We start from the raw sequence: 24367 nt of genomic DNA, 5'->3' as shown, positions 1-24367 counted from the left end.
AAACCTAAACAGGAGGTCTCTATGTTCGACAAAAACAATAAGCTGCGACATAGCGTTTCATTGGCAGCCATGCTGGCACTCAGCGGTTTGAGCGCTGCGGCCTGGGCCGATGCCTATGAAGACGCCGCCAAAAAATGGATTGGCAGCGAATTCAAACCGTCCACCCTCACGCCAGAGCAGCAGCTCGCGGAGTTGAAGTGGTTCATCAAGGCCGCCGAGCCGTTTCGCGGGATGAACATCAAGGTGGTCTCGGAAACCATCGCCACCCACGAATATGAATCCAAGGTACTGGCCAAGGCCTTTACCGAGATCACCGGGATCAAGCTGACCCACGACCTGCTGCAGGAAGGCGACGTGGTGGAAAAGCTGCAGACCCAGATGCAATCGGACAAGAACATCTATGACGGCTGGGTCAACGACTCGGACCTGATCGGCACGCACTTTCGCTATGGCAAGACCGAATCGATCACCGACCTGATGGCCAACGAAGGCAAGAACTACACCTCGCCGACCCTGGACATCAAGGACTTCATCGGCATTTCTTTCACCACCGCACCGGACGGCAAGATCTATCAGCTCCCCGACCAGCAATTCGCCAACCTCTACTGGTTCCGCGCCGACTGGTTCGAGCGGGCGGACCTGAAGGCGAAATTCAAGGAAAAGTACGGCTACGAATTGGGTGTACCGGTGAACTGGTCGGCCTATGAAGACATCGCCAAATTCTTCAGCGAGGACGTCAAGGAAATCGACGGCAAACGCATCTACGGGCACATGGACTACGGCAAGAAAGACCCGTCCCTGGGCTGGCGTTTCACCGATGCCTGGTTCTCCATGGCCGGCGCTGGCGACAAGGGCATCCCCAACGGCTTGCCGGTGGACGAGTGGGGCATCCGCGTCGAGGACTGTCATCCGGTCGGCTCCAGCATTACCCGGGGCGGCGACACCAACGGCCCGGCGGCGGTCTATGCCACCACCAAATACGTCGACTGGCTGAAGAAATATGCCCCGCCGGAAGCGGCGGGCATGACCTTCTCCGAGTCCGGCCCGGTGCCCTCCCAGGGCAACATCGCCCAACAGATCTTCTGGTACACCGCGTTTACCGCCGACATGACCAAACCGGGCCTGCCGGTGATGAACACCGACGGCACGCCGAAGTGGCGCATGGCTCCATCGCCGAAAGGTCCGTATTGGGAAGAGGGCATGAAACTCGGTTATCAGGACGCCGGTTCCTGGACCTTCCTCAAGTCCACGCCCGAGAAGCAACGACTGGCGGCCTGGCTGTACGCGCAGTTCGTGACCTCGAAAACCGTCTCGCTGAAGAAAACCATCGTCGGCCTGACCCCGATCCGCGAATCGGACATCAACTCCCAAGCCATGACCGACCTGGCACCGAAACTCGGCGGCCTGGTCGAGTTCTACCGCAGCCCGGCCCGGGTGCAGTGGACCCCGACCGGGACCAACGTGCCGGACTATCCGCGGCTGGCGCAACTGTGGTGGAGCCACATCGCCGAAGCCGCCAGTGGCGAGAAGACCCCGCAACAGGCGCTGGATGGCCTGGCCAAGGATCAGGACGCGATCATGACCCGTCTGGAACGTTCGAAGGCACAAGCGACCTGCGCACCGAAAATGAATCCTGAGCGGGATGCGCAGTACTGGTTCGATCAGCCAGGCGCACCGAAGCCGAAACTGGCGAACGAGAAGCCTAAAGGGGAAACCGTGAGTTATGCCGAACTGCTGAAATCGTGGGAGGCGGCGCGTAAGTAACCGGCTGGACCTTGAAATACGAACGGCACCGGAAGGTGCCGTTTTTGTTTGTGCCTGTGCCACCGCTTTCGCCAGCAAGCCGGCTCCTACAGGTTTTGCGTTGCGCTACAGTTCGTTCATCCAGCCACAACCCCTGCGCCGCGCCACGAATGCATTCGTCCAGCCGCAGCCCCCTGTAGGAGCTGGCTTGCCAGCGAAGAGGCCATCCCGGACAACAAAGCTCTCCAGCCTGAAACACTCGCCATGACAACAGACCACCTGCGCCTGTTCCAACGCCATCGCGGGCAAGCCCGCTCCCACAGGTTTTGATCGACTGTGCGTTGGGTACTTGAGGAAAAGATGCTCTTCAGGCTTGAGGCTTATTAAGCCGACCATCCAGGCCAAAAGGCTCTTGCATCACCAGCTCGTACAAGCCATTAGCCTTTTGCGGGTTCATCAGCAAATTCCAGCTATGCGGCGACACGCTGGAAGGCACCAATACAAAGGGATGCTGGTTCAGCAGGTCAGCACCGAACTGCTGCTGGCTGCGGCTAGGCGTGCCGGGTACCAACCAATTAGGGTTTGCAATACCGTCGGGCTGCACCACATATATCCTGGACGGGTCCAGCACACGGGCCTGCGTCAGGCGATGGGGCTTGCAATCCAGCGCATCGAAATCCTTGTGTACGGCCACCTCAAGAATGGCCGTAGAGGCATCCAGGCTGGCATAAACCGTGGCCATGCCTTTAGGGTTCCAGCGTCCACCCACCTTTTCTGCTCCCACACCCAAATGCCAGGTGGGGGCATACTCAGCAGCGTCAAGGCGCCAGAAGTGAATCTCACTGCCTAAAGGGTCTTTAGCCATCAATAGACCCCGTACTCGATGCGCGTCAGAAAGTCAGTCACCAGCTCATAACCCACCGAGTTGGAAATCAAATCAATGGGCATCTCACCATCCAGGCCGCGAGCAGGTTTGACCATCCATTGCTCGGCCAGCTCACGCGAGCCCAACACATCGGTGGCCTTCTCCAACACCTCGGCATAATAGAGTGCGCGCGTGCTTTGCTCGCAGGTCAAGACTTCTTCCGGGGATTTCAACCGTCGGGCCAGGGTGCGATCAGAAGCGCCCACGATCCTCGACAGCACGCCATACCGTTTGTAAACGTCACTGTGTTCAATCATGTCAATCACCGACTGAAGCGGGAAACCGTTTCTTACGGCCCTGTAAATCTCCATACGATCATCACTCACGTCGCCGTGGAGCAATATCGCAACCATGTGTGTGGCGCGAGGTGTATCAGTCAATGCCACCGCAGGCTGGTTGTTTTTCAAAAGCGCCAAGGCCGCTTCAGCGTTGCGCGATTTAGCTGTACCGACCCGATCAACCCTTACGTGGGCTCCATCGGTTGGTTCTATTTTCTTCTTGGCACTCATGGTAGCCTCCGGCGCTAAGACATCTGGCATTGACTATAATGCCAAATGGCAGAGAGCACCTAGCACTTCATTGGCCAGCATTGAGAACCCCAATGCTTGCCAATGAAGTGCTACAACAAATACTGAGCACAGTTTTGCGTCGTCACCATGGGTGCGAACACCACAGATCCCTGTAGGAGCTGGCTTGCCAGCGAAGAGGTCATCCCGGACCACAAAGCTCTCCAGCCCTTTGCACCGCTGATTTACTGGTATAGGGATCGCAAAGAGCCTTCAAAAGCATCAAGCATTTCGTTGGATAATGGCGCGTCGAAGTCTTCGGGAATCACCCGTTTTACTTTCATTGCTCCAATGCGTTGGTAACTGGGTTCAGCATCACTCAGACGCTCAACAGCCAACCCATCAAAGCCTTCTGCCGGTTCAAAAAAGCTGTCACGTTTCATTTTCGTTCTCGCGTTGATTTCATGACGCTCAGCCGAAGCCACTGCGGCCGGGACTATTCAATCGGGTCAAGCCGATCCAGCGCCCGGTTCACCGCCAGCTCACCCAGCATGATGACTTGCGCGATGCCCAATAGGGTATTGCGCCTGGGCCCATCCGTGTGGTCCGCCAAATCCATCGTCATGACGTTGGCCGAGGCCAGCGACTCGCAAGCATGGGCCAGCAGGGTTTCGGTATCGAGTTCCGGGTTGACGATGAACATGGTGCCGGGAGTGCGCGGGTTTTCCATGATGGGGACGTCCGGCTTTGGGTGATAGTCGAGGGCGTGCTCGGTGGTGTCATGCAGTTTTTTTGATTCGAGGGTTTCGTACGGGGATGCCGGATCGCTGTCCGGCGGATTGGGTGTGACCTTGAACATAGATGGAACTCCGATGCTATTTAAAAGGAATCACATCCTCGCTACCAAACGAAGGCGGTGACCATACGAAGGTTGGTAGACCGGGCATCGTAACCGGCGCCCCCGAAGGAGCCCTGCGCATGGCCACCATAAAAACACCGCCCAAACATTGGACAGTAAAGGGTGACGCTATGCGTCGATGCTACGGGTCTACCAAACCCGATCACTGTTTTTCAGTGACCGGCAAACGATAGAACCCATACCCAAGACACACAAGCCGGCGGATTCTGTCTTACCTGTAGGTAACGCCGCAAGGTGTTGTGGCTTTTCACGAAGTAATTTTCGAAGCGATTAAACATGAGTGTTTAAATTTCTTTGAGCGCCGCTCAGGTCAGTAGGGTTTTCACACAGTCCAGGAAGATGTCGTTGTTTAGTCTATCCATCGGGCTGCGCTCGCTCGTGAAAGAAACAACACAGACACCGCGCTTACATTTTAAAGAAAAGTTACATTTTGAAACTTCCGCTGTAGGAAATTGGTTGTTTGTTATTACGAAAATTCCTATTCGTTCATTTGACTATGCCATTGGATTGCTTTCAGCACGCGTTCCACCGTCTTATTCGTCGTCGCGCAATATTCTCAATCTACGGTCGAAAACACCGTGGGCTAAGTCGCATGAAAATGGAGAAGTACATCAATGAAAGAAGGTTATTTCATTGGCTTGAATGACAAGACCACCTGCGGTGGCAAAGTCCTGGATGGCGATACCAGAGTCATGATGTATGGCCTCGCTCACGCTCGCGAAGGCGATCGGGTCACTTGTGGAGAGGACGGGAAGACTTATCGAATCGTCGGTGGCGTTTCGCACATAATCAGTCATGGCAAGCACGTGGCTGGCACGCTGGACAGCTACAGCAATTGTCCCTGTAAAGCACAACTGATCCCTTCGGTATTCACGGCTACCTATCAGAATGAAGCACGTCCCGCGCGGAATGCCACACATAGCGCCGCTCAACCGAACTCTCCTGCGGCGGCCCGGCATTCCGTAGCGCCGCGTCAATCCGGTTTCGTCCCTTCAAGCCCTCCAGCGCCAGCGGTATTCAACAGCGTAGAGCCCCAGGAACCTGGCTTCTATGTCGTACCCAAAAGCATGACTCGCGAAGCATTGGAAGCGACGCTGTTCCCCGCGCGCGACCCGGCCGTGATGAGCAAGTTTCACGCGCTCAACCCCAGGTCAGGCGACCTCAAAGCAGGTTCGATGATCGTGCTGAGCGATCCGGATAACACCTCCTGCACCTATCAGGAAGCGCTGCTGATGCAGACTGCTCAACAGGTCAAGGCTGACCTTGATCCCCTGACACCGGAGGAAGCCGATTTCATGTTCCGTCACGCTGCTGAAATCGCCAGTTTTACCGGTCGGACCTCGACCTGGCTTGGCGTCAGCGCGATGGTGATGGAAAAACACCTGACCAGCCTGCGCGATACCCTTCAAGCCATGGAGCGCCTGCATCAGGACACCTATCGCCAACACGGCCACCTCAGATCGCCGCAGTTCTTCGCCGAGCGGCAGCGTCTGCTCGCCCAGCTGGATGCACATCTGCTGAATTCCACTCGCCTGCGTGGGCAGACGACCTTGGGTGATCATCCCAAATTGAAGTCGGCTCTCGGTATTTCCAGTCGCAGCTTGGTGTATCACTGGGATAAGGCCGGGGGGCCGGGCCAGATACCAGGTTATGCCACCCATGTGAATGCAACCAGCCGTGCAGCCAAATATATGCAGAGTGGTGGTTACATCGGCATTGGCATTGGTGGGGTGTCTTCTCTGTTGAGTATTCAGGAGGTTTGTAATACCGGCTCTGCAGAGGCTTGTGGAAAGGTAAAGTTTACTGAAGGGGGTAAATTTTTTGGGTCTACCGGTGGTGGCATTGCGGGTGGCGAGATAGCTCGACATGCCAGTGGTCCGATCTGCTTGGCGCTTGGAGTCTCTACAGGAGTTGGAGGAGTTATCTGCGTAGCGGCTGTGATAGGTGTTGGCGCATGGGTGGGTACGACTTATGTTGGTACGGGAGGTGAGAGAGCTGGTGAAATTTTGTATGAGAAAACACATCAGTGATAGGGGAGGGATTTTGGACAACTTGGTTAGCTTTCTGGCTTCTAGCAGGCCCAATTCTGCTGATTTATGTACATATTGTATTCAGTCTATACCTGAGTCGGCGTCATCTAGACGCCATGATGCAAGCCTTAAAGAACAGTCGTTACATTTATATTTGGGGCCCCGGCCTGCGGAATCAGGGTTGGTTTGGAGGGTACTTACTAATCAATAAGATTGCCGGGATGGTGGTGTGGCCTAGGGCGTATATCCGCATCGGCGATGTGGACCCCGTCGATATCGAAAATTTCCCTCCTCATCTCAAACGACTTCTACAAACAGATGTAGCGATGCTTGTTGCTAGTGCAATTTGGGTAATGGTTGGCTATGTGCTGATGAAGTTTGAGTAATTTTATGGGTGATCACCCCAAGTTAAAGACGGCCCTCGGCATTTCCAGCCGTAGCCTGGTGCACCATTGGGACAAGTCTAAAGCGGCTACTGAAAATCAAAGCGGTGATGCTGGTTGGCATTGCTGTTTGGGGATTCATTGCGTATGGGCTGATGAAGTTGGAATGATTTTTGGGGCGATCACCTCAAGCTTAAAAATTACAAAATTCGTCATTTGTGTGGTGCAGCCTCTACCGCTCGGGTCAGGGCGGCGAGCTGCTCGATGGTTTGTGGAAAGCGTTCAACCAAGCGGATCAGTATCGTGGCTTGGGCATTTGGCGTTGCCCGTCCCTGTTCCCAGTTTTCGAGGGTTCGGGTGTTGGTGCGCAGATACATGGCGAACACCGACCGGGAAAGGTTGAGTTGTAGGCGGATGGCTACCACTTCCTCGGCAGTGATGGGTACCAGTTTTGGCAGCTGAACCTTGTGGGTCCGCAGCGCGATCTTGCCTTGGCGCTCGTCGGCCAAGGATTCGAGGCCATCCATCAGTTCGGAAAAAATGTCACGTTTCATTGTGGATTCTCGTGTTGATTTCTCTATTCAGCGTTTGGTCTCCAAGGTAGTACCAAGTGCTTGATTCTGGCTGTAGGACGAAACGGACAATTCGGCGAGAGCTTTCGGGGATTGCAGAAGGAGGGCAGGGCAGCGGTAACAAATCCTACAACGCAAAAACGGCACCCGAAGGTGCCGTTTCTATTTACTACCGAGTACCGCCTAAACGATCAACCCGCCAACCCCGCCTGCTGAACCAGGTTCAGCAACGGCTGTGGATAGAGCCCAAGGAAGAACGCCAGTGCGGCGATAGCCAGCAACATCACGCCGCCCGCACGTTGCTCCCAATGCAGTTGCGCATCGTGACGACGCAGGTTCGGTTCGATCAGGTACAAAGTGACCATCACACGCAGGTAGTAGAACACGCCGATGGCGCTGCCCAGTACCAGGGAGCCGACCAGCCACCATTGGTGGGACTCGACGCCGGTGGCGATGATGTAGAACTTGCCGATGAAACCCGCAGTCAGCGGGATGCCGGCCAGGGACAGCATCATCACGGTCAGCACGGCGGTCAGGTACGGACGGCGCCAGAACAGGCCGCGGTATTCGTACAGGGCATCGGCGTCGCGGCCGTTGTACGGCGAGGACATCAGGGTGATCACGCCGAACGCGCCGAGGCTGGTGATCACGTAAGTGACCAGGTACACGCCGATGGCTTCCACGGCCAGGCCTTTGCTCGCCACCAGGGCGATCAGCAGGTAACCGAAGTGGGCGATGGACGAGTAACCCAGCAGACGCTTGAGATTGCTCTGGGTCAGCGCCAGCAGGTTACCGAACAGGATCGACGCGATGGCGATGATGGTCAGCACGTCGCTCAGCACACCGCTGCTCGCCGCCGGAGAGATCTGGAACAGACGCACCATCACCGCGAACACCGCGACTTTCGACGCAGTAGCCAGGAACGCGGCCACCGGTGCCGGAGCACCTTCGTAGACGTCCGGGGTCCAGAGGTGGAACGGCACCAGCGACAGCTTGAACGCCAGGCCGATCAGCATCATGCCCAGGCCCAGTTGCGCCAGCGAGCTTGGCAGGCCGGTGGCCGCCAGGGCCTGACCGATGCCGTTGAAGCTCAGGCTGCCGGAGTCGGCATACAGCAGCGCCATACCGAACAACAGGAACGCGGAACCGGCGGCCGACAGCACCATGTACTTGATACCGGCTTCCAGCGAACGCTTGTTGAAGAAGGCATACGCCACCAGACCGTAGACCGGTACCGACAGCAGTTCCAGACCGATGAACAACCCGGCCAGGTGCTGCGCGCTGACCAGCACCAGGCCGCCGGCGGCGGCCATCAGGATCAGCAGGTACAGTTCTTCGCGGTTGCCCGGGTAACCCGAACCGCCATCGCCGAGGTAGGCGTGGGCGAGGGTCACACAAGCGAGGGTGGCGACCAGGATCAGCGCCATGTACAAGCAGGCGAAGCTATCGATTTGCAGCAGTGGGGTCACGGCCAGAGGCGCGACTTTCAAGGCTGGCAGGATCGACAGCAGCGCCAGGTTCAGACCCGCCACGGAAATCAGGAAGGTCTGCGAGTGGTTGCGGCGCCAGGCAATCGCCAGCATCACCACGATGATCGTGGCGCTGGTGATCAACAACGGCGCTAGCGCGATAAAGTGTTGAGTCGTGAATTCCATAGCGCTCTTACCGGGCCGAAGCGAGTTGAGTGAAGGCGGTACCGAGCCATTGCTGCACGCCATGCATCGTCGCGGCAGAGGTATCGAGGAACGGTTGCGGGTACACGCCGATGTAGATCAGCAGCGCCGCAAGCCCGACCACCATGATCATTTCGCGACCGTCCATGCCATGCAGTACCGCGTCCGATTTGGCCGGGCCGAAGTACGCGCGGTGGATCATGATCAGCGAGTAGACCGAACCGAACACCAGGCCCGACGTCGCGATGATGGTAACCACAGGCGCCGAGGGGAAGGTGCCGAGCAGGATCAGGAACTCACCGACGAAGTTACCGGTACCCGGCAAGCCCAGGGACGCCGCGGCAAAGAACAGGCTGAGGGCCGGCAGGTAGGCGATCTTCGACCACAGGCCACCCATCTCACGCATGTCGCGGGTGTGGGTGCGCTCGTACAACTGGCCACTGAGGATAAAGAGTGCCGCGGCCGACAGACCGTGCGCCAGCATCTGCATGACCGCGCCCTGCAGCGCCAGTTGGCTGCCGGAGTAGATGCCGATCAGTACGAAGCCCATGTGGGAAACGGACGAGAAGGCGATCAGACGCTTGATGTCGGTTTGCGCGAAGGCCAGGAACGCACCGTAGAAGATCCCGATCAGACCGAGGGTCATGGCGATCGGCGCAAACTCCGCCGAAGCGTTCGGGAACAGTGGCAGGGCGAAACGCAGCAGACCATAGGCCGCTGTCTTCAACAAGATACCGGCCAGGTCGACCGAACCCGCGGTCGGTGCCTGGGCGTGAGCGTCAGGCAACCAGGAGTGGAACGGCACGACGGGCAGCTTCACCGCGAAGGCGATGAAGAAGCCGAGCATCAGGATGTACTCGGTGCTCAGCGACATCTTGGTTTTCAACAGGTCGGCGTAGTTGAAGGTAATCACGCCGGTGTCGTTGAAGTTGACCAGAACCAGACCGAGGATCGCCACCAGCATGATCAGGCCGGAAGCCTGAGTGAAGATGAAGAACTTGGTCGCCGCGTAGATCCGGGTTTTCTTGCCGTCCGAAGAACTGTGACCCCAGAGCGCGATGAGGAAGTACATCGGCACCAGCATCATTTCCCAGAAGAAGAAGAACATGAACAGGTCGAGGGCGAGGAACACGCCGACGACACCGCCCAGGATCCACATCAGGTTCAGGTGGAAGAAGCCAACGTGACGCTGGATTTCTTTCCACGAGCAGAGCACCGAGAGCACGCCCAGCAGACCGGTCAGCATGATCATCAGCAGCGACAGGCCGTCGAGGGCCAGGTGCACGCTGATGCCGAAGCGCTCGATCCAGATGTGCTTGAACTCAAGCGCCCAGGTCGGGTCGGCGCCAGGCGCCGGGGCAAATGAATAGTCACCGGTGGCCCACAGCCAGAGGCCGAGGCAGAGCAACAGGGACATGGTGATCAGCGCAATCCAGCGGGGGAGGGTGGCGCCGAAGCGCTCACCCATCCAGCACAGCAGGCCGCCGATGAAGGGGATCAGGATTAGCCAAGGCAGAATCATGACGGGCTCAATTCCTTTCGCAAGTTCGCAAGGTTCATATTCAGACCGCTACCAGCACGATGGCGCCGATGACCAGCACGGAGCCGGCTGCCATCGATGCCGCGTACCAACGCAGTTGACCGGTTTCGGTACGGCTCAGGGCGGTGTGACCGCCCTTGGCCATACGCGGGATCAGACCGATGGTCTGGTCGAGCGGGTCTTTGCGCAGTACGTGGCTGATCGCCAGGTATGGCTTGACGAACAGTTTGTCGTAGATCCAGTCGAAGCCCCAGGCAGCGAACCACCAGGCCGAAAGGAAGCGGCCGATGCCGCTGTTGGCGATTGCAGTGACGAAACGCCGCTTGCCGAGGAACAGCAAGGCGGCCAGCAGGATACCGGCCAGGGCGATGGCGCCCGAAGCGATTTCCAGGCTGTGCTTGGCTTCGCCGCCGGCATGGCCGACGCTTTGCGGCAGCACGCCGTGCAGCGGCGGAACGATCATCGCGCCGATGGCGGTGGACAATACGATCAGCACCGACAGTGGCAGCCAGTGAGCGATGCCGTGACCGGCGTGCGCTTCGGTCTTCGCTTCACCGTGGAACGCGATGAAGATCAGGCGGAAGGTGTACAGCGAGGTCATGAACGCGCCGACCAGACCTGCATACAGCAGACCCTGGTTGCCGCTGGCGAACGCTTCCCAGAGGATTTCGTCCTTGGAGTAGAAGCCTGCGGTCACCAGTGGCAGGGCCGCGAGGGCCGCGCCGCCGACGATGAAGCTGGCGTAGGCCAGTGGCAGTTTCTTCCACAGGCCGCCCATCTTGAAGATGTTCTGCTCGTGGTGGCAGGCCACGATCACCGCACCGGATGCAAGGAACAGCAGCGCCTTGAAGAAGGCGTGGGTCATCAGGTGGAAGATCGCGCCATCCCAGGCACCGACGCCCAGGGCCAGGAACATGTAGCCGATCTGGCTCATGGTCGAGTAGGCGAGGATACGTTTGATGTCGGTCTGCACCAGTGCGGCAAAACCGGCGAGGACCAGGGTCACACCGCCGACAACGCCAACCAGGTGCAGGATATCCGGCGCCAGGGAAAACAGGCCGTGGGTACGGGCGATCAGGTAAACACCGGCGGTCACCATGGTTGCAGCGTGGATCAGTGCCGAAACCGGGGTAGGGCCGGCCATCGCGTCCGCCAGCCAGGTTTGCAGCGGCAGTTGCGCGGATTTACCCACAGCGCCGCCCAGCAGCATCAGGGTGGCCATGACCATCCAGAAGTCGCCGGCCTGGAATTTCTGCGGTGCCAGCACCAGCAGTTCCTGGATGTTCAGCGTACCCAACTGTTGGAACAGGATGAACAGGCCGATCGCCATGAACACGTCGCCGATCCGGGTGACGATGAAGGCCTTGAGTGCGGCGTTACCGTTGTTGCGGTTGCTGTAGTAGAAACCGATCAACAGGTACGAGCACAGGCCCACGCCTTCCCAGCCGAAGTACAGGAACAACAGGTTATCGCCCAGCACCAGAAACAGCATGCTGGCGATAAACAGGTTGGTGTAGGCGAAGAAGCGCGAGTAACCGGCTTCACCGCGCATGTACCAGGACGCGAACAGGTGGATCAGGAAGCCGACGCCGACCACCACACCGAGCATGGTCAGGGACAGGCCATCCAGGTACAGGGCGAAGTTCGGCGTAAAGCCTTCCACCGCCATCCACTGCCACAACACCAGGGTGTAGTGACCGCCTTCAGGCGGGGCGACGTTGAACTGCCAGATCACATAAGCCGTGACGATGGCAGACAGGCCAATGGAACCGACGCCGATCAGCGCGGCCAGGTTTTCCGAGATGCGTCCACGGGAGAACGACAGCAGCAGGAAACCTATGAGAGGGAATACGAAAGTCAGATAGAGAAGATTCATCCGCGCATCTCGCTGGCAGCGTCGATATCGAGAGTGTGGAAGCGGCGATACAGCTGCAACAGAATCGCCAGGCCGATACTGGCCTCGGCGGCTGCCAGGCTGATCACCAGGATGAACATGATCTGTCCATCCGGCTGACCCCAGCGGCTACCGGCAACGATGAACGCCAGGGCGGAGGCATTCATCATGATCTCCAGGCTCATCAGCACGAAAAGAATGTTGCGCCGGACCATCAGGCCGACCAGACCGAGGCAGAACAGGATGCCGGCGACCGCCAGACCATGCTCCAGAGGGATAGCAGGCATCGTCATTGCTCCTTGGCTTCGTTGCGGCCCAGGTGGAACGCCGTGACGGCTGCGGCAAGCAGCAGCATCGAGGCGAGTTCGACCACCAGCAGATAAGGGCCGAACAGGCTGATGCCCACGGCCTTGGCGTCTACGGTGGTGTGGCCGATGGCCTGGCCGCTGGCGTCGCTGAACAGCACGTACAGCAGTTCAACCAGCAGCAGGGTGCCGAGGGCGACCGGGCCGAGCCAGATACCGGGCTTGAGCCAGACGCGCTCTTGCTGAACCGAGGCCGGGCCCAGGTTCAGCATCATCACCACGAACACGAACAGCACCATGATGGCGCCAGCGTAGGCGATCACTTCCAGCACACCGGCGAACGGTGCGCCGAGGGCGAAGAACGTCATCGCCACGGCAATCAGCGAAATGATCAGGTAGAGCAGGGCGTGCACGGGGTTGGTGTTGGTGATCACGCGAAGCGTGGACACCACCGCGATACCCGATGCGAAATAGAAAGCGAATTCCATCTTTCTTCCTTAAGGCAGCAAGCTCTTCACGTTGATCGGTTCGGCTTCATTTTGCGCGGCGCCTTTCGGCTTCCCGGCAATCGCCATACCTGCAACACGATAGAAGTTGTAATCAGGGTTTTTGCCGGGGCCGGAGATCAGCAGATCTTCTTTCTCGTACACCAGGTCCTGACGTTTGAACTCGGCCATCTCGAAATCCGGTGTCAGCTGGATCGCGGTGGTCGGGCAGGCTTCCTCGCAGAGGCCGCAGAAAATGCAGCGCGAGAAGTTGATACGGAAAAACTCCGGGTACCAGCGACCGTCGTCGGTTTCAGCTTTCTGCAGCGAGATGCAGCCGACCGGGCACGCCACGGCGCACAGGTTGCAGGCTACACAACGCTCTTCGCCGTCGGGGTCGCGGGTCAGCACGATACGGCCACGAAAGCGCGGCGGCAGGTACACGGCTTCTTCCGGGTACTGCAGCGTGTCGCGCTTGCGGAAGGCGTGGCCAAAAATCATCACCAGGCTGCGAAGCTGGGTGAAGAAGCCATGCACGATGTCAAATATGTACTTCATGATTCTCTATCCTCACTGAGCCGCGACGGCGGGCGTGTTGAGCAACACGATCGCAGCGGTCACCAGCATGTTGACGAGGGTCAGCGGCAGGCAGAACTTCCAGCTGAAGTCCATCACTTGGTCATACCGTGGGCGCGGAATCGAGGCGCGCAGCAGGATGAAGAGCATGATGAAGAACGCGGTTTTCAGCGCGAACCAGATGAACGGGATCTGCGGCAGAATGCCGAACGGACCGTGCCAGCCACCGAAGAACAAGGTCACCAGCAGCGCCGAAATCAACACGATGCCGATGTACTCGCCGACGAAGAACATGCCCCATTTCATGCCGGCGTATTCAATGTGGTAACCGTCGGCCAGTTCCTGTTCCGCTTCCGGCTGGTCGAACGGGTGACGGTGAGTCACGGCGACGCCAGCGATGAAGAAGGTCAGGAAACCGAAGATCTGCGGAATGATGAACCACAGGTTCTGCGCCTGGTATTCGACGATGTCGCGCATGTTGAACGAGCCGACCTGGATCACGATGCCCATCAGCGACAGGCCCATGAACACTTCGTACGACACGGTTTGTGCCGAGGCCCGCAAGCTGCCCAGCAGGGCGAACTTGTTGTTGCTCGACCAGCCGGCGAACAACACCGCGTAGACCGACAGACCGGCCATGGCAAAGAAGAACAGGATGCCGATGTTGATATCCGCCACGCCCCAGGTCGGGGTGATCGGGATGATCGCGAAGGCAATCAGCAAGGCGCTCATGGCCACGACCGGTGCCAGGGTGAAGATCATCTTGTCGGCGAACGGTGGCGTCCAGTCTTCCTTGAAAAACATCTTGATCATGTCGGCCGCGATCTGGAACGCGCCGAACGGGCCGACGCGGTTCGGACCGTAACGGTCCTGCCAGAGGGCGAGCAAACGACGCTCGACCCAGCTCAACAACGCGCCGCACACCACCACGGCGAGCAGAATCACGATGGCCTTGAGGACCGAGATGATCACGTCAATCACTTCAGGCGTGAACCAGGTCATTGAGCTGCCTCCTGCAGACCGTCAACGGTTTTGCCAAAGATTGCTGGCGGAATGCCGGCGATGCCCGCAGGCAATGCCACCAGGCCAACGCCCAGCTCTTCATTGATGCGCAGCGGCAGACGCAGGGTCTGACCGGCCACGTTCAAGCTGAGCATGGCGCCGTCGTTGACACCCAGACGGTCGGCTTCGGATTTGGCCAGAGCGACGTAAGCGGCCGGAATGCGCTCCTGAACCGGTGCGGCTTTGGAAGAGTTCTCTTCGCTGCCGAACAGGTGGAAGAACGGCACAACCTGCCAGGTGCCCGGAGCCGGGTTGAACGCACGTGGAACACTGGCGAACCAGTTCAGCGAATCACCGGTGCTTTCGATCAGGCGGGTGCCCGGGTCGCCAGCACGGATGTGACCACCGACTTCGTCCTGGAACTTGTTCCAGGCTTGCGGCGAGTTCCAGCCCGGCGACCAGGCGAATGGCACCTGTTGACGGGGTTCGACCGAGCCCGAGTAACCTTCCATCGAGAACGAAAACGCGGTGTCTTTGTCCTGGGAGGTACGGGGTTCGTGCACGCTGATGTCGGCGCGCATGGCGGTCCGGCCGCTGTAACGCAGCGGTTCGCGGGCCAGTTTCAGGCCCTTGATGCGGAACGAGGCGGACGGTGCGGCATCGACGATGCGGTTCAGTTGCGGCGTGCTTGCAGCCACGGCAGCGGTGACGTGGTCCAGCTGGGTCCAGTCGATCGGCTGGTTCAGCAGGGTGGCGCGCAGGGCATGCAGCCAGCGCCAGCCTTCGTGCACCAGGATGCTCGCATCGAGGTAAGTCGGGTCGAAGACCTGGAAGAAGCGCTGGGCGCGGCCTTCCTGGCTGACCAGCGTACCGTCGCCTTCAGCGAAGCTGGCGGCTGGCAGGACCAGGTGCGCGCGATCGCTGGTAGCGGTCTTCTGATGGTCGGCCACGATCAGCACTTTCGCGGCGTTCAGGGCAGCATCGACGCGGGCTTTATCAGTGCGGGTGTAGAGATCGTTTTCCAGCACGACGATGGCGTCGGCCTTGCCATCGATCACCGCTTGCAGCGCTTCGTCGACCGAGTTGCCGCCGAGCATGGCCAGGCCGAGGCTGTTGGCCTCTGGCACGATCAGGCTGATGGAACCGTTCTTCTCGCGCAGCTTCAGGGCTTTGGCAATGTTTGCCGCGGCTTCGATCAGCGCCTTGGAACCCAACGAGGTGCCGGCAATGATCAATGGTCGCTTGGCCGCGAGCAGGGCGTCGGCAATGCGCTTGGCCAGGTCGAGTGCTTCAGTGTCCAGGCCTTCGACGGCCGGTGCGCTGGCGTCGAGGGCGTGAGCCACGGCGAAACCGATGCGGGCCAGGTCGTCTGGAGCTGCGTGTACGCATTCTTCAGCGATGTCGTCGAGCTTGGTTTCAGCCAGGCTGGCGATGAACAGCGGGTTCAGTTCGTTCTGACCGATGTTCTTCACGGCGGCGTCGAGCCATGGCTGAACGCGCATGGCGTCGGCCATGTCTTCGGCCTTGCCCTTGACCGATTGACGCAGGGACAGCGCCATACGGGCGGCGGTCTGGGTCAGGTCTTCACCAAGGACGAAAATCGCATCGTGGTCTTCGATGTCGCGCATGTTCGGGATCGGCAGCGGGCTGTCTTTCAACACCTGCATCACCAGACGGATGCGTTCCAGTTCGGACGCTTCGATACCCGAGTAGAAGTGCTCGGCGCCGACCAGTTCGCGCAACGCGTAGTTGCTTTCGAGGCTGGCACGGGGCGAACCGATACCGACGATGTTGCGCCCGCGCAGCAGGTCGGCGGCTTTATCCAGCGCCTCGTCGAGGGTCAGCTTGGCGCCGTTGGCCAGCAGCGGCTGACGCGGGCGATCGGTGCGGTTGACGTAGCCATAGCCGAAACGGCCACGGTCGCACAGGAAGTACTGGTTCACCGAACCGTTGAAACGGTTCTCGATGCGACGCAGTTCACCGTAGCGCTCGCCCGGGGAAATGTTGCAACCGCTGGAGCAGCCGTGGCAGATGCTCGGCGAGAACTGCATGTCCCACTTGCGGTTGTAACGCTCGGAGTGAGTCTTGTCGGTGAACACACCGGTCGGGCAGACCTCGGTGAGGTTGCCGGAGAACTCGCTTTCCAGGGTGCCGTCTTCAACGCGACCGAAGTACACGTTGTCGTGGGCGCCGAATACGCCGAGGTCGGTGCCGCCGGCATAGTCCTTGTAGAAGCGCACGCAGCGGTAGCAAGCGATGCAGCGGTTCATTTCGTGGGAAATGAACGGGCCCAGTTGCTGGTTCTGGTGGGTACGCTTGGTGAAGCGGTAACGGCGCTCGTTGTGGCCGGTCATCACCGTCATGTCTTGCAGGTGGCAGTGACCGCCTTCCTCACAGACCGGGCAGTCGTGGGGGTGGTTGGTCATCAGCCATTCAACGACGCTGGCGCGAAACACTTTCGCTTCTTCGTCGTCGATGGAGATCCAGCTGCCGTCGGTCGCTGGCGTCATGCAGGACATGACGATCCGACCACGCTTGTCGTTCTCGTCGGTGTACTGCTTGACCGCGCACTGGCGGCAAGCGCCAATGCTGCCTAGGGCGGGGTGCCAGCAGAAATAAGGGATATCGAGGCCTAGCGACAGACACGCCTGTAACAGGTTGTCCGCCCCATCGACTTCGAGCTCTTTGCCGTCTACGTGGATAGTGGCCATGGTTCAAAGTTCTTCGTTGGCCCGGTGTCAGCGGGCGTGGCTAATGGAATCTTGTTATCCGCGCGAATCAACACAGCCGCTTGCGGCGTCATCGCACGAAAAGCGAAGGGCACGGACCCTTCGCCTTTTTTAAAGCGTTAAGCGCCGACTACGATCGGCCTTGCCAGAGGCGGGACGACGGCGCTGGTGGGCGCGATGCCGGCTTCGAACTCATGGCGGAAGTATTTGATTGCGCTGCCCAACGGCTCCACGGCGCCCGGTGCGTGAGCACAGAAGGTCTTGCCCGGGCCGAGGAAACCGACCAGACCCAGCAGGGTCTCGATATCGCCGGCTTGCCCTTCACCGTTCTCGATCGCGCGCAGCAGCTTGACGCTCCACGGCAGACCGTCACGGCACGGGGTGCAGAAACCGCACGACTCACGGGAGAAGAACTCTTCCATGTTGCGCAGCAGGGACACCATGTTGACGCTGTCGTCCACCGCCATGGCCAGGCCGGTACCCATGCGGGTGCCCACCTTGGCGATGCCGCCGGCGTACATTTGTGCGTCCAGATGTTCCGGCAACAGGAAACCGGTACCGGCGCCGCCTGGCTGCCAGCACTTGAGCTTGTAACCGTCGCGCATGCCGCCGGCGTAGTCTTCGAACAACTCGCGACCGGTGACGCCGAACGGCAATTCCCACAGGCCCGGGTTCTTGACCTTGCCGGAGAAGCCCATGAGCTTGGTGCCCATGTCTTCGCTGCCTTCGCGGGCCAACGATTTGTACCAGTCGACGCCGTCGGCAATGATCGCCGGCACGTTGCACAGGGTCTCAACGTTGTTCACGCAAGTCGGCTTGCCCCACACGCCAACGGCGGCAGGGAAGGGCGGCTTGGAGCGCGGGTTGGCGCGGCGGCCTTCGAGGGAGTTGATCAGTGCGGTTTCTTCACCGCAGATGTAACGCCCGGCGCCGGTGTGGACGAACAGCTCGAAATCGAAGCCGCTGCCCAGAATGTTTTTACCCAAAAGCCCCGCTGCCTTGGCTTCTTCCACTGCACGGTTCAGGTGCTTGGCGGCGGTGGTGTATTCGCCACGCAGGAAGATGTAGCCACGGTAGGTTTTCAGCGCGCGGGCACTGATCAGCATGCCTTCGATCAGCAGATGGGGCAGTTGCTCCATCAGCATCCGGTCTTTCCAGGTGTTCGGCTCCATCTCGTCCGCGTTGCACAGCAGGTAGCGGATGTTGATGGATTCGTCTTTCGGCATCAGGCCCCACTTCACGCCAGTGGGAAAGCCTGCACCGCCGCGGCCTTTCAAGCCGGCGTCTTTCACGGTCTGGACGATGTCGTCCTGGGCCATGTCGGCGAAAGCCTTGCGCGCAGCGGCATAACCGTTCTTGGCCTGGTACTCGTCGAGCCACACGGCTTCGCCGTCGTCACGCAGACGCCAGGTGAGCGGGTGAGTCTCGGCCGACCGCTTGATGCGGTTGGCAGGTCCGAAGGAAGTCAGGGTCATACGTAGCCCTCGAGCAATTTGGCAACGCCGGCAGGCTGCACATCACCGAAAGTGTCGTCGTCGATCATCAACGCCGGCGCCTTGTCACAGTTGCCGAGGCAGCAGACCGGCAGCAGGGTGAAACGACCGTCGGCGGTGGTCTGACCCAGGCCGATCCCCAGTTTGCTCTGGAGTTCGCTGACCACGGATTCATGGCCGCCGATGTAGCAGACCATGCTGTCGCAGACGCGAATGATGTGACGGCCGACCGGCTGACGGAAGATCTGGCTGTAGAACGTCGCCACCCCTTCAACGTCGCTGGCCGGGATGCCGAGGATCTCGCCGATGGCGTACAGAGCGCCATCAGGCACCCAGCCACGTTCCTTCTGGACGATCTTCAGGGCTTCGATCGACGCCGCGCGCGGGTCTTCGTAGTGATGCAACTCGTGCTCGATGGCCGAGCGCTCGGTTTCGCTCAGGGCGAAACGGTCTGTCTGGATAAGCGTGCTGTTCATGCTTAGCGGTCCACGTCGGCCATAACGAAATCGATACTACCCAGGTACGCGATCAAGTCCGCGACCATGCTGCCTTTGATCACCGAAGGGATCTGCTGCAGATGCGGGAAGCTTGGGGTACGAATCCGGGTGCGGTAGCTCATGGTGCCGCCATCGCTCGTCAGGTAATAACTGTTGATGCCCTTGGTCGCTTCGATCATCTGGAAGGATTCGTTGGCCGGCATGACCGGGCCCCACGAAACTTGCAGGAAGTGCGTGATCAGGGTCTCGATGTGCTGCAGGGTGCGCTCTTTGGGTGGCGGCGTGGTCAGCGGGTGATCCGCCTTGTACGGGCCTTCCGGCATGTTGCGCATGCACTGCTCGATGATCTTCAGGCTCTGGCGCATTTCTTCGACACGCACGATGCAACGGTCGTAGGCATCGCCATTGGCCGCCAGCGGTACTTCGAATTCGAAGTTTTCGTAACCGGAGTATGGGCGAGCCTTGCGCAGGTCGAAGTCGCAACCGGTCGAACGCAGGCCGGAACCGGTGACGCCCCATTCCAGGGCTTCTTTGGTGTTGTAGGCCGCGACGCCGATGGTCCGGCCACGCAGGATGCTGTTGTCCAGTGCGGCTTTCTGGTATTCGTCCAGACGCCGTGGCATCCACTCGATGAAGTCTTTCACCAGTTTTTCCCAGCCCCGCGGCAGGTCGTGAGCGACGCCACCGATGCGGTACCAGGCCGGGTGCAGACGGAAGCCGGTAATGGCTTCGATCACCGTGTACGCCTTCTGACGGTCGGTGAACGTGAAGAACACCGGGGTCATGGCGCCGACGTCCTGGATGTACGTCCCGAGGAACAGCAGGTGGCTGGTGATCCGGAAGAACTCGGCCATCATGATGCGGATGACGTCGACCTTCTCGGGCACCTTGATGCCGGCCAGCTTCTCGACCGAGAGCACGTACGGCAGGTTGTTCATCACGCCGCCGAGGTAGTCGATACGGTCGGTGTACGGGATGAAGCTGTGCCACGACTGACGCTCGGCCATCTTCTCGGCACCACGGTGGTGGTAACCGACGTCCGGCACGCAGTCGACGATCTCTTCACCGTCCAGCTGCAGGATGATGCGGAACGCACCGTGCGCGGAAGGGTGGTTCGGGCCGAGGTTGAGGAACATGTAGTCCTCGTTCGCCCCGGAACGCTTCATGCCCCAGTCTTCAGGCTTGAAGCGCGCGGCTTCTTCCTCGAGCTGTTGCTTGGCCAGGGTCAAGGTGAACGGATCGAACTCGGTGGCACGGGCCGGGAAGTCCTTGCGCAGCGGGTGACCTTCCCAGGTCGGCGGCATCATGATGCGGGTCAGGTGCGGGTGACCTTTGAAGTCGATGCCGTACATGTCCCAGACTTCACGCTCGTACCAGTTGGCGTTCGGCCAGATGCCGGTCACGGTCGGTACGCTGAGGTCGCTCTCGGACAAGGCGACCTTGATCATCACGTCACTATTACGTTCGATCGACATCAAGTGGTAGAACACAGTGAAGTCGGCGCCGCTTGGCAGCCCTTGACGCTTGGTGCGCAGACGCTCGTCCACGCCGTGCAGGTCATAGAGCATGACGTACGGCTTGGGCAGGTTGCGCAGGAAAGTCAGGACTTCGACGAGTTTGGCCCGGGCAACCCAAAGCACCGGCATGCCGGTACGGGTAGGCTGGGCGGAAAACGCCTCGGGGCCAAAACGGTTGTTCAGTTCGACGACCACATCCTGGTCGTCTGCCTTATAAGGCGGGATGTACAGAGCACTGCCTGTAGTCATGGTTATTTTATCGCTTTCGGTCAACGTAAAGAATGAAGCCAGGTTCTCGTTCTATAAAAGAAGCAGGTCTGGATCAGACTTCGTCGGGGCTGCGCAGGTTGGTGACTGCGATTCGCTGTTCGCGGCGCTGTTCCTTTTGCGAAGGCATCTCGGCGCGGTACACGCCTTGATCGCCGACGACCCAGGAAAGCGGACGACGCTCCTGTCCAATCGACTCTTGCAACAGCATCAAGCCTTGCAGGAAAGCTTCAGGACGGGGCGGGCAGCCAGGCACGTAGACGTCCACGGGCAGGAACTTGTCCACCCCTTGAACGACGGAGTAGATGTCGTACATGCCACCGGAGTTGGCGCACGAACCCATGGAGATGACCCATTTAGGCTCGAGCATTTGCTCGTAGAGACGCTGGATGATCGGCGCCATCTTGATGAAGCAGGTACCGGCGATAACCATGAAATCCGCCTGGCGCGGCGATGCCCGGATAACCTCGGCGCCAAAGCGCGCGATGTCGTGGGGCGCCGTGAAGGCGGTGGTCATTTCCACATAGCAGCACGAAAGACCGAAGTTGTACGGCCACAGGGAGTTCTTGCGCCCCCAGTTGATCGTGCCGTTAAGCACGTCTTCGAGCTTGCCCATGAAAATGTTTTTGTGGACTTGATCTTCTAACGGATCGGAAACGGTTTCCCGCTCGCCGATCGGATACTGCTCGTTAGGAGCATCGGGGTCGATCCTGGTGAGATTGTATTGCATTGCCAAAGCCTCATTGTTTCAGCTTCGCCTGCCGCTTGCGACGAGCTTCCGGAGCCCAGTCAAGGGCGCCCACTCGGAACAGGTAGACAAGACCTGCCAACAGAATTGCTATGAAAACGAGAGCTTCGACGAATCCGGTCCAGCCGCTTTCGCGGACGGACACAGACCAGGCAAAGAGAAAAAGGGCTTCGATATCGAAGATCACGAAGAGCATCGCGACCAGATAGAATTTGGCTGAGAGCCGCAAGCGGGCGCCACCTGTAGGTAGCATGCCGGACTCGAACGGTTCGTTTTTGCTGCGGCCCCAGGCTTTTGACCCGAGGAGGCTTGAGACGCCGAGCATGAAGGCGCACAGGCCGACGACGCCCAGAAGGAAAATGGCAAAGCCCCAGTTGTGGGCCATGAGTCCTGTCGCTTCGGGCATGCTGGAAATCCTTAACAGAGAGCAAAGGTCTCTGAGCTTGAAAAAGAAACAACGCAGTGACGATATGTCGCAGCAATCGATCCCGCTGATTTTATGGCTAAACACCGAGCAAGTAAAATTCAGATAGCGAAATTATTGGGTGAAATAAGGACATCGCGCCCCTCCGGGGCCCTGTAGCCCATGCGTGGCGGGCATTAGGCGGGTTTTCGTTAAATATGTTTTGTAAGGAATGTAACGAACATATTTCGAGCTAAATGATAATCAATACTGTTTGTGGTAGTTTTTAAACTGTTTGGCGGATGGGTGAGTGGGAAGTTGTCTTATATGCGCGTTACTACATGTAGTGGGCGGGGTCGTTTTACCTTGTTTTCCTGAGCAAGAAACTGCTCCGGATCAATGTTTTTTTCCTCGTGATCATGGCTGCAACACGACCCCCTGTAGGAGCTGGCTTGCCAGCGAAGAGGCCCGAAAGTCATGGGGTGAATGAGTGAACGCCTTCGCTGGCAAGCCAGCTCCTGCATGATCACCGGCGTGCTGATGAATTGTGGTCAGGTCAGGCGGGGAAATCCCGGGCAAAAAAACGCCCCGAACCAGTCGGGGCGTCAGATATGCGGCGTTGCGGTTAGCTGTCTATTCGATCCGCAACGGCCGTTGGTTCAGGTGCCGCCTATCAATGGAACTGTTCTTCTTCAGTCGAACCGGTCAGCGCGGTCACCGAGGACGAGCCGCCCTGGATCACGGTGGTCATGTCGTCGAAGTAGCCGGTGCCCACTTCCTGCTGGTGAGCCACGAAGGTGTAACCCTTGGCAGCGTCGGCGAACTCTTGCTCCTGCAGCTTCACGTAGGCAGTCATGTCGTTGCGGGCGTAGTCGTGCGCCAGGTTGAACATGCTGTGCCACATGTTGTGAATGCCGGCCAGGGTGATGAACTGGTGCTTGTAACCCATGGCGGACAATTCGCGCTGGAACTTGGCGATGGTCGCGTCGTCCAGGTTTTTCTTCCAGTTGAAGGAAGGCGAGCAGTTGTACGACAGCAGTTGGTCCGGGTATTCCTTTTTGATCGCTTCAGCGAAGCGACGAGCTTCGTCCAGGTCCGGCTTGGCGGTTTCGCACCAGATCAGGTCGGCGTACGGCGCGTAGGCCAGGCCGCGAGCGATGGCCTGGTCGAGACCGGCGCGTACTTTGTAGAAGCCTTCCTGGGTACGTTCGCCAGTCACGAATGGCTGGTCGTACGGGTCGCAATCGGAAGTCAGCAGGTCCGCCGCGTTAGCGTCGGTACGGGCCAGGATGATGGTCGGCGTGCCGGCCACGTCAGCTGCCAGACGAGCGGCGGTCAGCTTCTGTACAGCTTCCTGGGTCGGTACCAGTACCTTGCCGCCCATGTGGCCGCATTTTTTCACGGAAGCCAGCTGGTCTTCGAAGTGAACGCCGGCGGCGCCTGCTTCGATCATGCTTTTCATCAGCTCGTAGGCGTTCAGTACGCCGCCGAAACCGGCTTCAGCGTCAGCCACGATCGGCGCGAAGTAGTCGATGTAACCTTCGTCGCCCGGGCCTTTGCCGGCTTTCCACTGGATCTGGTCAGCGCGACGGAACGAGTTGTTGATGCGCTTGACCACGGTTGGAACCGAATCCACCGGGTACAGCGACTGGTCCGGGTACATCGATTCGGCGGAGTTGTTGTCCGCAGCGACTTGCCAGCCCGACAGGTAGATCGCCTGGATACCGGCTTTGACTTGTTGTACGGCCTGGCCGCCGGTCAGGGCGCCCATGCAGTTGACGAAATCTTTCTCGGGGCGGAAGGACGGCTTGGCACCCTGGGTCACCAGGTTCCACAGCTTCTCGGCGCCGAGTCTTGCAAAGGTGTGCTCAGGTTGAACCGAGCCACGCAGGCGGACGACGTCAGCAGCGGAGTAAGCGCGTGTCACGCCTTTCCAGCGTGGGTTTTCAGCCCAGTCTTTTTCGAGGGCTGCAATTTGCTGTTCGCGTGTCAGTGCCATGGAGATAAACCTCGTCGCGTCTTTTACGGAAAGTTGTTCTGCGGTGAAAAATTCATGCTCGCTGACCAGAAGCTTAGGTGGTCAAGCCGGATTCGACGGGGATGGCGACGGGATGAACGATGGGCTCGAGGGGAAGTGAGCAGGTAAGGGCGAACTGGCGA

General features: G+C 59.2%; 21 protein-coding genes. 2 read left to right on the top strand and 19 right to left on the bottom strand.

Going from position 1 to position 24367, the window contains the following annotated elements; all coding sequences use genetic code 11:
• The first annotated feature begins 21 nt into the window (after window positions 1-21).
• Window positions 22-1764 carry an ABC transporter substrate-binding protein gene (locus ELQ88_RS23950; protein WP_128871324.1) on the top strand — a complete coding sequence of 581 codons (1743 nt, stop codon included), beginning with the start codon at window positions 22-24 and terminating at the stop codon, window positions 1762-1764.
• Between the two features lie 346 nt (window positions 1765-2110).
• On the opposite strand, the gene ELQ88_RS23945 is transcribed toward ELQ88_RS23950, so the two are convergent.
• The 4 genes from ELQ88_RS23945 to ELQ88_RS23930 all read right to left on the bottom strand — a co-directional run bounded on the left by ELQ88_RS23945 (window position 2111) and on the right by ELQ88_RS23930 (window position 4033).
• The gene (locus ELQ88_RS23945; protein ID WP_138968209.1) at window positions 2111-2608 is read right to left on the bottom strand and encodes an RES domain-containing protein; all 498 of its coding nucleotides are present in this window, start codon (window positions 2606-2608) and stop codon (window positions 2111-2113) included.
• Window positions 2608-3177 (bottom strand): antitoxin Xre/MbcA/ParS toxin-binding domain-containing protein, encoded by a 570-nt coding sequence (locus ELQ88_RS23940; RefSeq protein ID WP_224790928.1) that lies wholly within the window; start codon window positions 3175-3177, stop codon window positions 2608-2610. The genes ELQ88_RS23945 and ELQ88_RS23940 overlap by 1 nt, the downstream gene beginning before the upstream one ends.
• Window positions 3178-3419: 242 nt before the next feature.
• On the bottom strand, window positions 3420-3617 hold the full coding sequence (locus tag ELQ88_RS23935; protein ID WP_138968207.1) for a hypothetical protein: 198 nt from the start codon (window positions 3615-3617) through the stop codon (window positions 3420-3422).
• Window positions 3618-3670: 53 nt separating this feature from the next.
• Window positions 3671-4033, bottom strand: coding sequence for a DUF6124 family protein (locus tag ELQ88_RS23930; protein WP_138968205.1), 363 nt, complete (start codon window positions 4031-4033; stop codon window positions 3671-3673).
• A gap of 674 nt (window positions 4034-4707) precedes the next feature.
• Between ELQ88_RS23930 and ELQ88_RS23925 the strand changes: the two genes are divergently transcribed.
• Window positions 4708-6123, top strand: a complete 1416-nt coding sequence (locus tag ELQ88_RS23925) for a PAAR domain-containing protein (protein WP_138968203.1) — start codon at window positions 4708-4710, stop codon at window positions 6121-6123.
• Between the two features lie 595 nt (window positions 6124-6718).
• On the opposite strand, the gene ELQ88_RS23915 is transcribed toward ELQ88_RS23925, so the two are convergent.
• The 15 genes from ELQ88_RS23915 to aceA all read right to left on the bottom strand — a co-directional run bounded on the left by ELQ88_RS23915 (window position 6719) and on the right by aceA (window position 24206).
• Window positions 6719-7060: a transcriptional regulator gene (locus ELQ88_RS23915; protein WP_138968199.1), complete on the bottom strand. Its 342-nt coding sequence runs from the start codon at window positions 7058-7060 to the stop codon at window positions 6719-6721.
• A 209-nt stretch (window positions 7061-7269) separates the two neighbouring features.
• Window positions 7270-8733 (bottom strand): NADH-quinone oxidoreductase subunit NuoN, encoded by a 1464-nt coding sequence (nuoN, locus tag ELQ88_RS23910; protein ID WP_128871316.1) that lies wholly within the window; start codon window positions 8731-8733, stop codon window positions 7270-7272.
• 7 nt (window positions 8734-8740) lie between these two features.
• Entirely contained in the window at window positions 8741-10273 is a 1533-nt protein-coding gene (nuoM, locus tag ELQ88_RS23905; RefSeq protein WP_128871315.1) for an NADH-quinone oxidoreductase subunit M, read from the bottom strand.
• Between the two features lie 40 nt (window positions 10274-10313).
• Window positions 10314-12167 (bottom strand): NADH-quinone oxidoreductase subunit L, encoded by a 1854-nt coding sequence (gene nuoL, locus ELQ88_RS23900; protein ID WP_128871314.1) that lies wholly within the window; start codon window positions 12165-12167, stop codon window positions 10314-10316.
• The gene (nuoK, locus tag ELQ88_RS23895) at window positions 12164-12472 is read right to left on the bottom strand and encodes an NADH-quinone oxidoreductase subunit NuoK (protein ID WP_010458852.1); all 309 of its coding nucleotides are present in this window, start codon (window positions 12470-12472) and stop codon (window positions 12164-12166) included. Before nuoK ends, nuoL begins: the two co-directional genes overlap by 4 nt.
• 2 nt (window positions 12473-12474) lie before the next feature.
• Window positions 12475-12978, bottom strand: a complete 504-nt coding sequence (gene nuoJ / locus ELQ88_RS23890) for an NADH-quinone oxidoreductase subunit J (protein ID WP_007905076.1) — start codon at window positions 12976-12978, stop codon at window positions 12475-12477.
• 9 nt (window positions 12979-12987) lie between these two features.
• Complete coding sequence (gene nuoI / locus ELQ88_RS23885) at window positions 12988-13536, bottom strand: NADH-quinone oxidoreductase subunit NuoI (protein WP_026345730.1); 549 nt, start codon at window positions 13534-13536, stop codon at window positions 12988-12990.
• A 9-nt stretch (window positions 13537-13545) separates the two neighbouring features.
• The gene (nuoH, locus tag ELQ88_RS23880) at window positions 13546-14553 is read right to left on the bottom strand and encodes an NADH-quinone oxidoreductase subunit NuoH (protein WP_128871313.1); all 1008 of its coding nucleotides are present in this window, start codon (window positions 14551-14553) and stop codon (window positions 13546-13548) included.
• Complete coding sequence (nuoG, locus tag ELQ88_RS23875) at window positions 14550-17264, bottom strand: NADH-quinone oxidoreductase subunit NuoG (protein ID WP_138968197.1); 2715 nt, start codon at window positions 17262-17264, stop codon at window positions 14550-14552. The genes nuoH and nuoG overlap by 4 nt, the downstream gene beginning before the upstream one ends.
• Window positions 17265-17401: 137 nt before the next feature.
• Window positions 17402-18757, bottom strand: coding sequence for an NADH-quinone oxidoreductase subunit NuoF (nuoF, locus tag ELQ88_RS23870; protein WP_017339604.1), 1356 nt, complete (start codon window positions 18755-18757; stop codon window positions 17402-17404).
• On the bottom strand, window positions 18754-19251 hold the full coding sequence (gene nuoE, locus ELQ88_RS23865) for an NADH-quinone oxidoreductase subunit NuoE (protein WP_128871311.1): 498 nt from the start codon (window positions 19249-19251) through the stop codon (window positions 18754-18756). Before nuoE ends, nuoF begins: the two co-directional genes overlap by 4 nt.
• 2 nt (window positions 19252-19253) lie before the next feature.
• Window positions 19254-21038, bottom strand: coding sequence for an NADH-quinone oxidoreductase subunit C/D (gene nuoC / locus ELQ88_RS23860; protein ID WP_128871310.1), 1785 nt, complete (start codon window positions 21036-21038; stop codon window positions 19254-19256).
• A 73-nt stretch (window positions 21039-21111) separates the two neighbouring features.
• Window positions 21112-21786 carry an NADH-quinone oxidoreductase subunit B gene (locus ELQ88_RS23855; RefSeq protein ID WP_008146035.1) on the bottom strand — a complete coding sequence of 225 codons (675 nt, stop codon included), beginning with the start codon at window positions 21784-21786 and terminating at the stop codon, window positions 21112-21114.
• A 10-nt stretch (window positions 21787-21796) separates the two neighbouring features.
• Window positions 21797-22210 (bottom strand): NADH-quinone oxidoreductase subunit A, encoded by a 414-nt coding sequence (locus ELQ88_RS23850; protein ID WP_003223812.1) that lies wholly within the window; start codon window positions 22208-22210, stop codon window positions 21797-21799.
• A 670-nt stretch (window positions 22211-22880) separates the two neighbouring features.
• On the bottom strand, window positions 22881-24206 hold the full coding sequence (gene aceA, locus ELQ88_RS23845) for an isocitrate lyase (RefSeq protein ID WP_045062291.1): 1326 nt from the start codon (window positions 24204-24206) through the stop codon (window positions 22881-22883).
• Window positions 24207-24367: the final 161 nt, after the last annotated feature.

This window comes from Pseudomonas sp. MPC6 (genome assembly GCF_006094435.1).
Classification (GTDB): domain Bacteria; phylum Pseudomonadota; class Gammaproteobacteria; order Pseudomonadales; family Pseudomonadaceae; genus Aquipseudomonas.
This window is presented reverse-complemented; position numbering and strand designations above follow the sequence as displayed.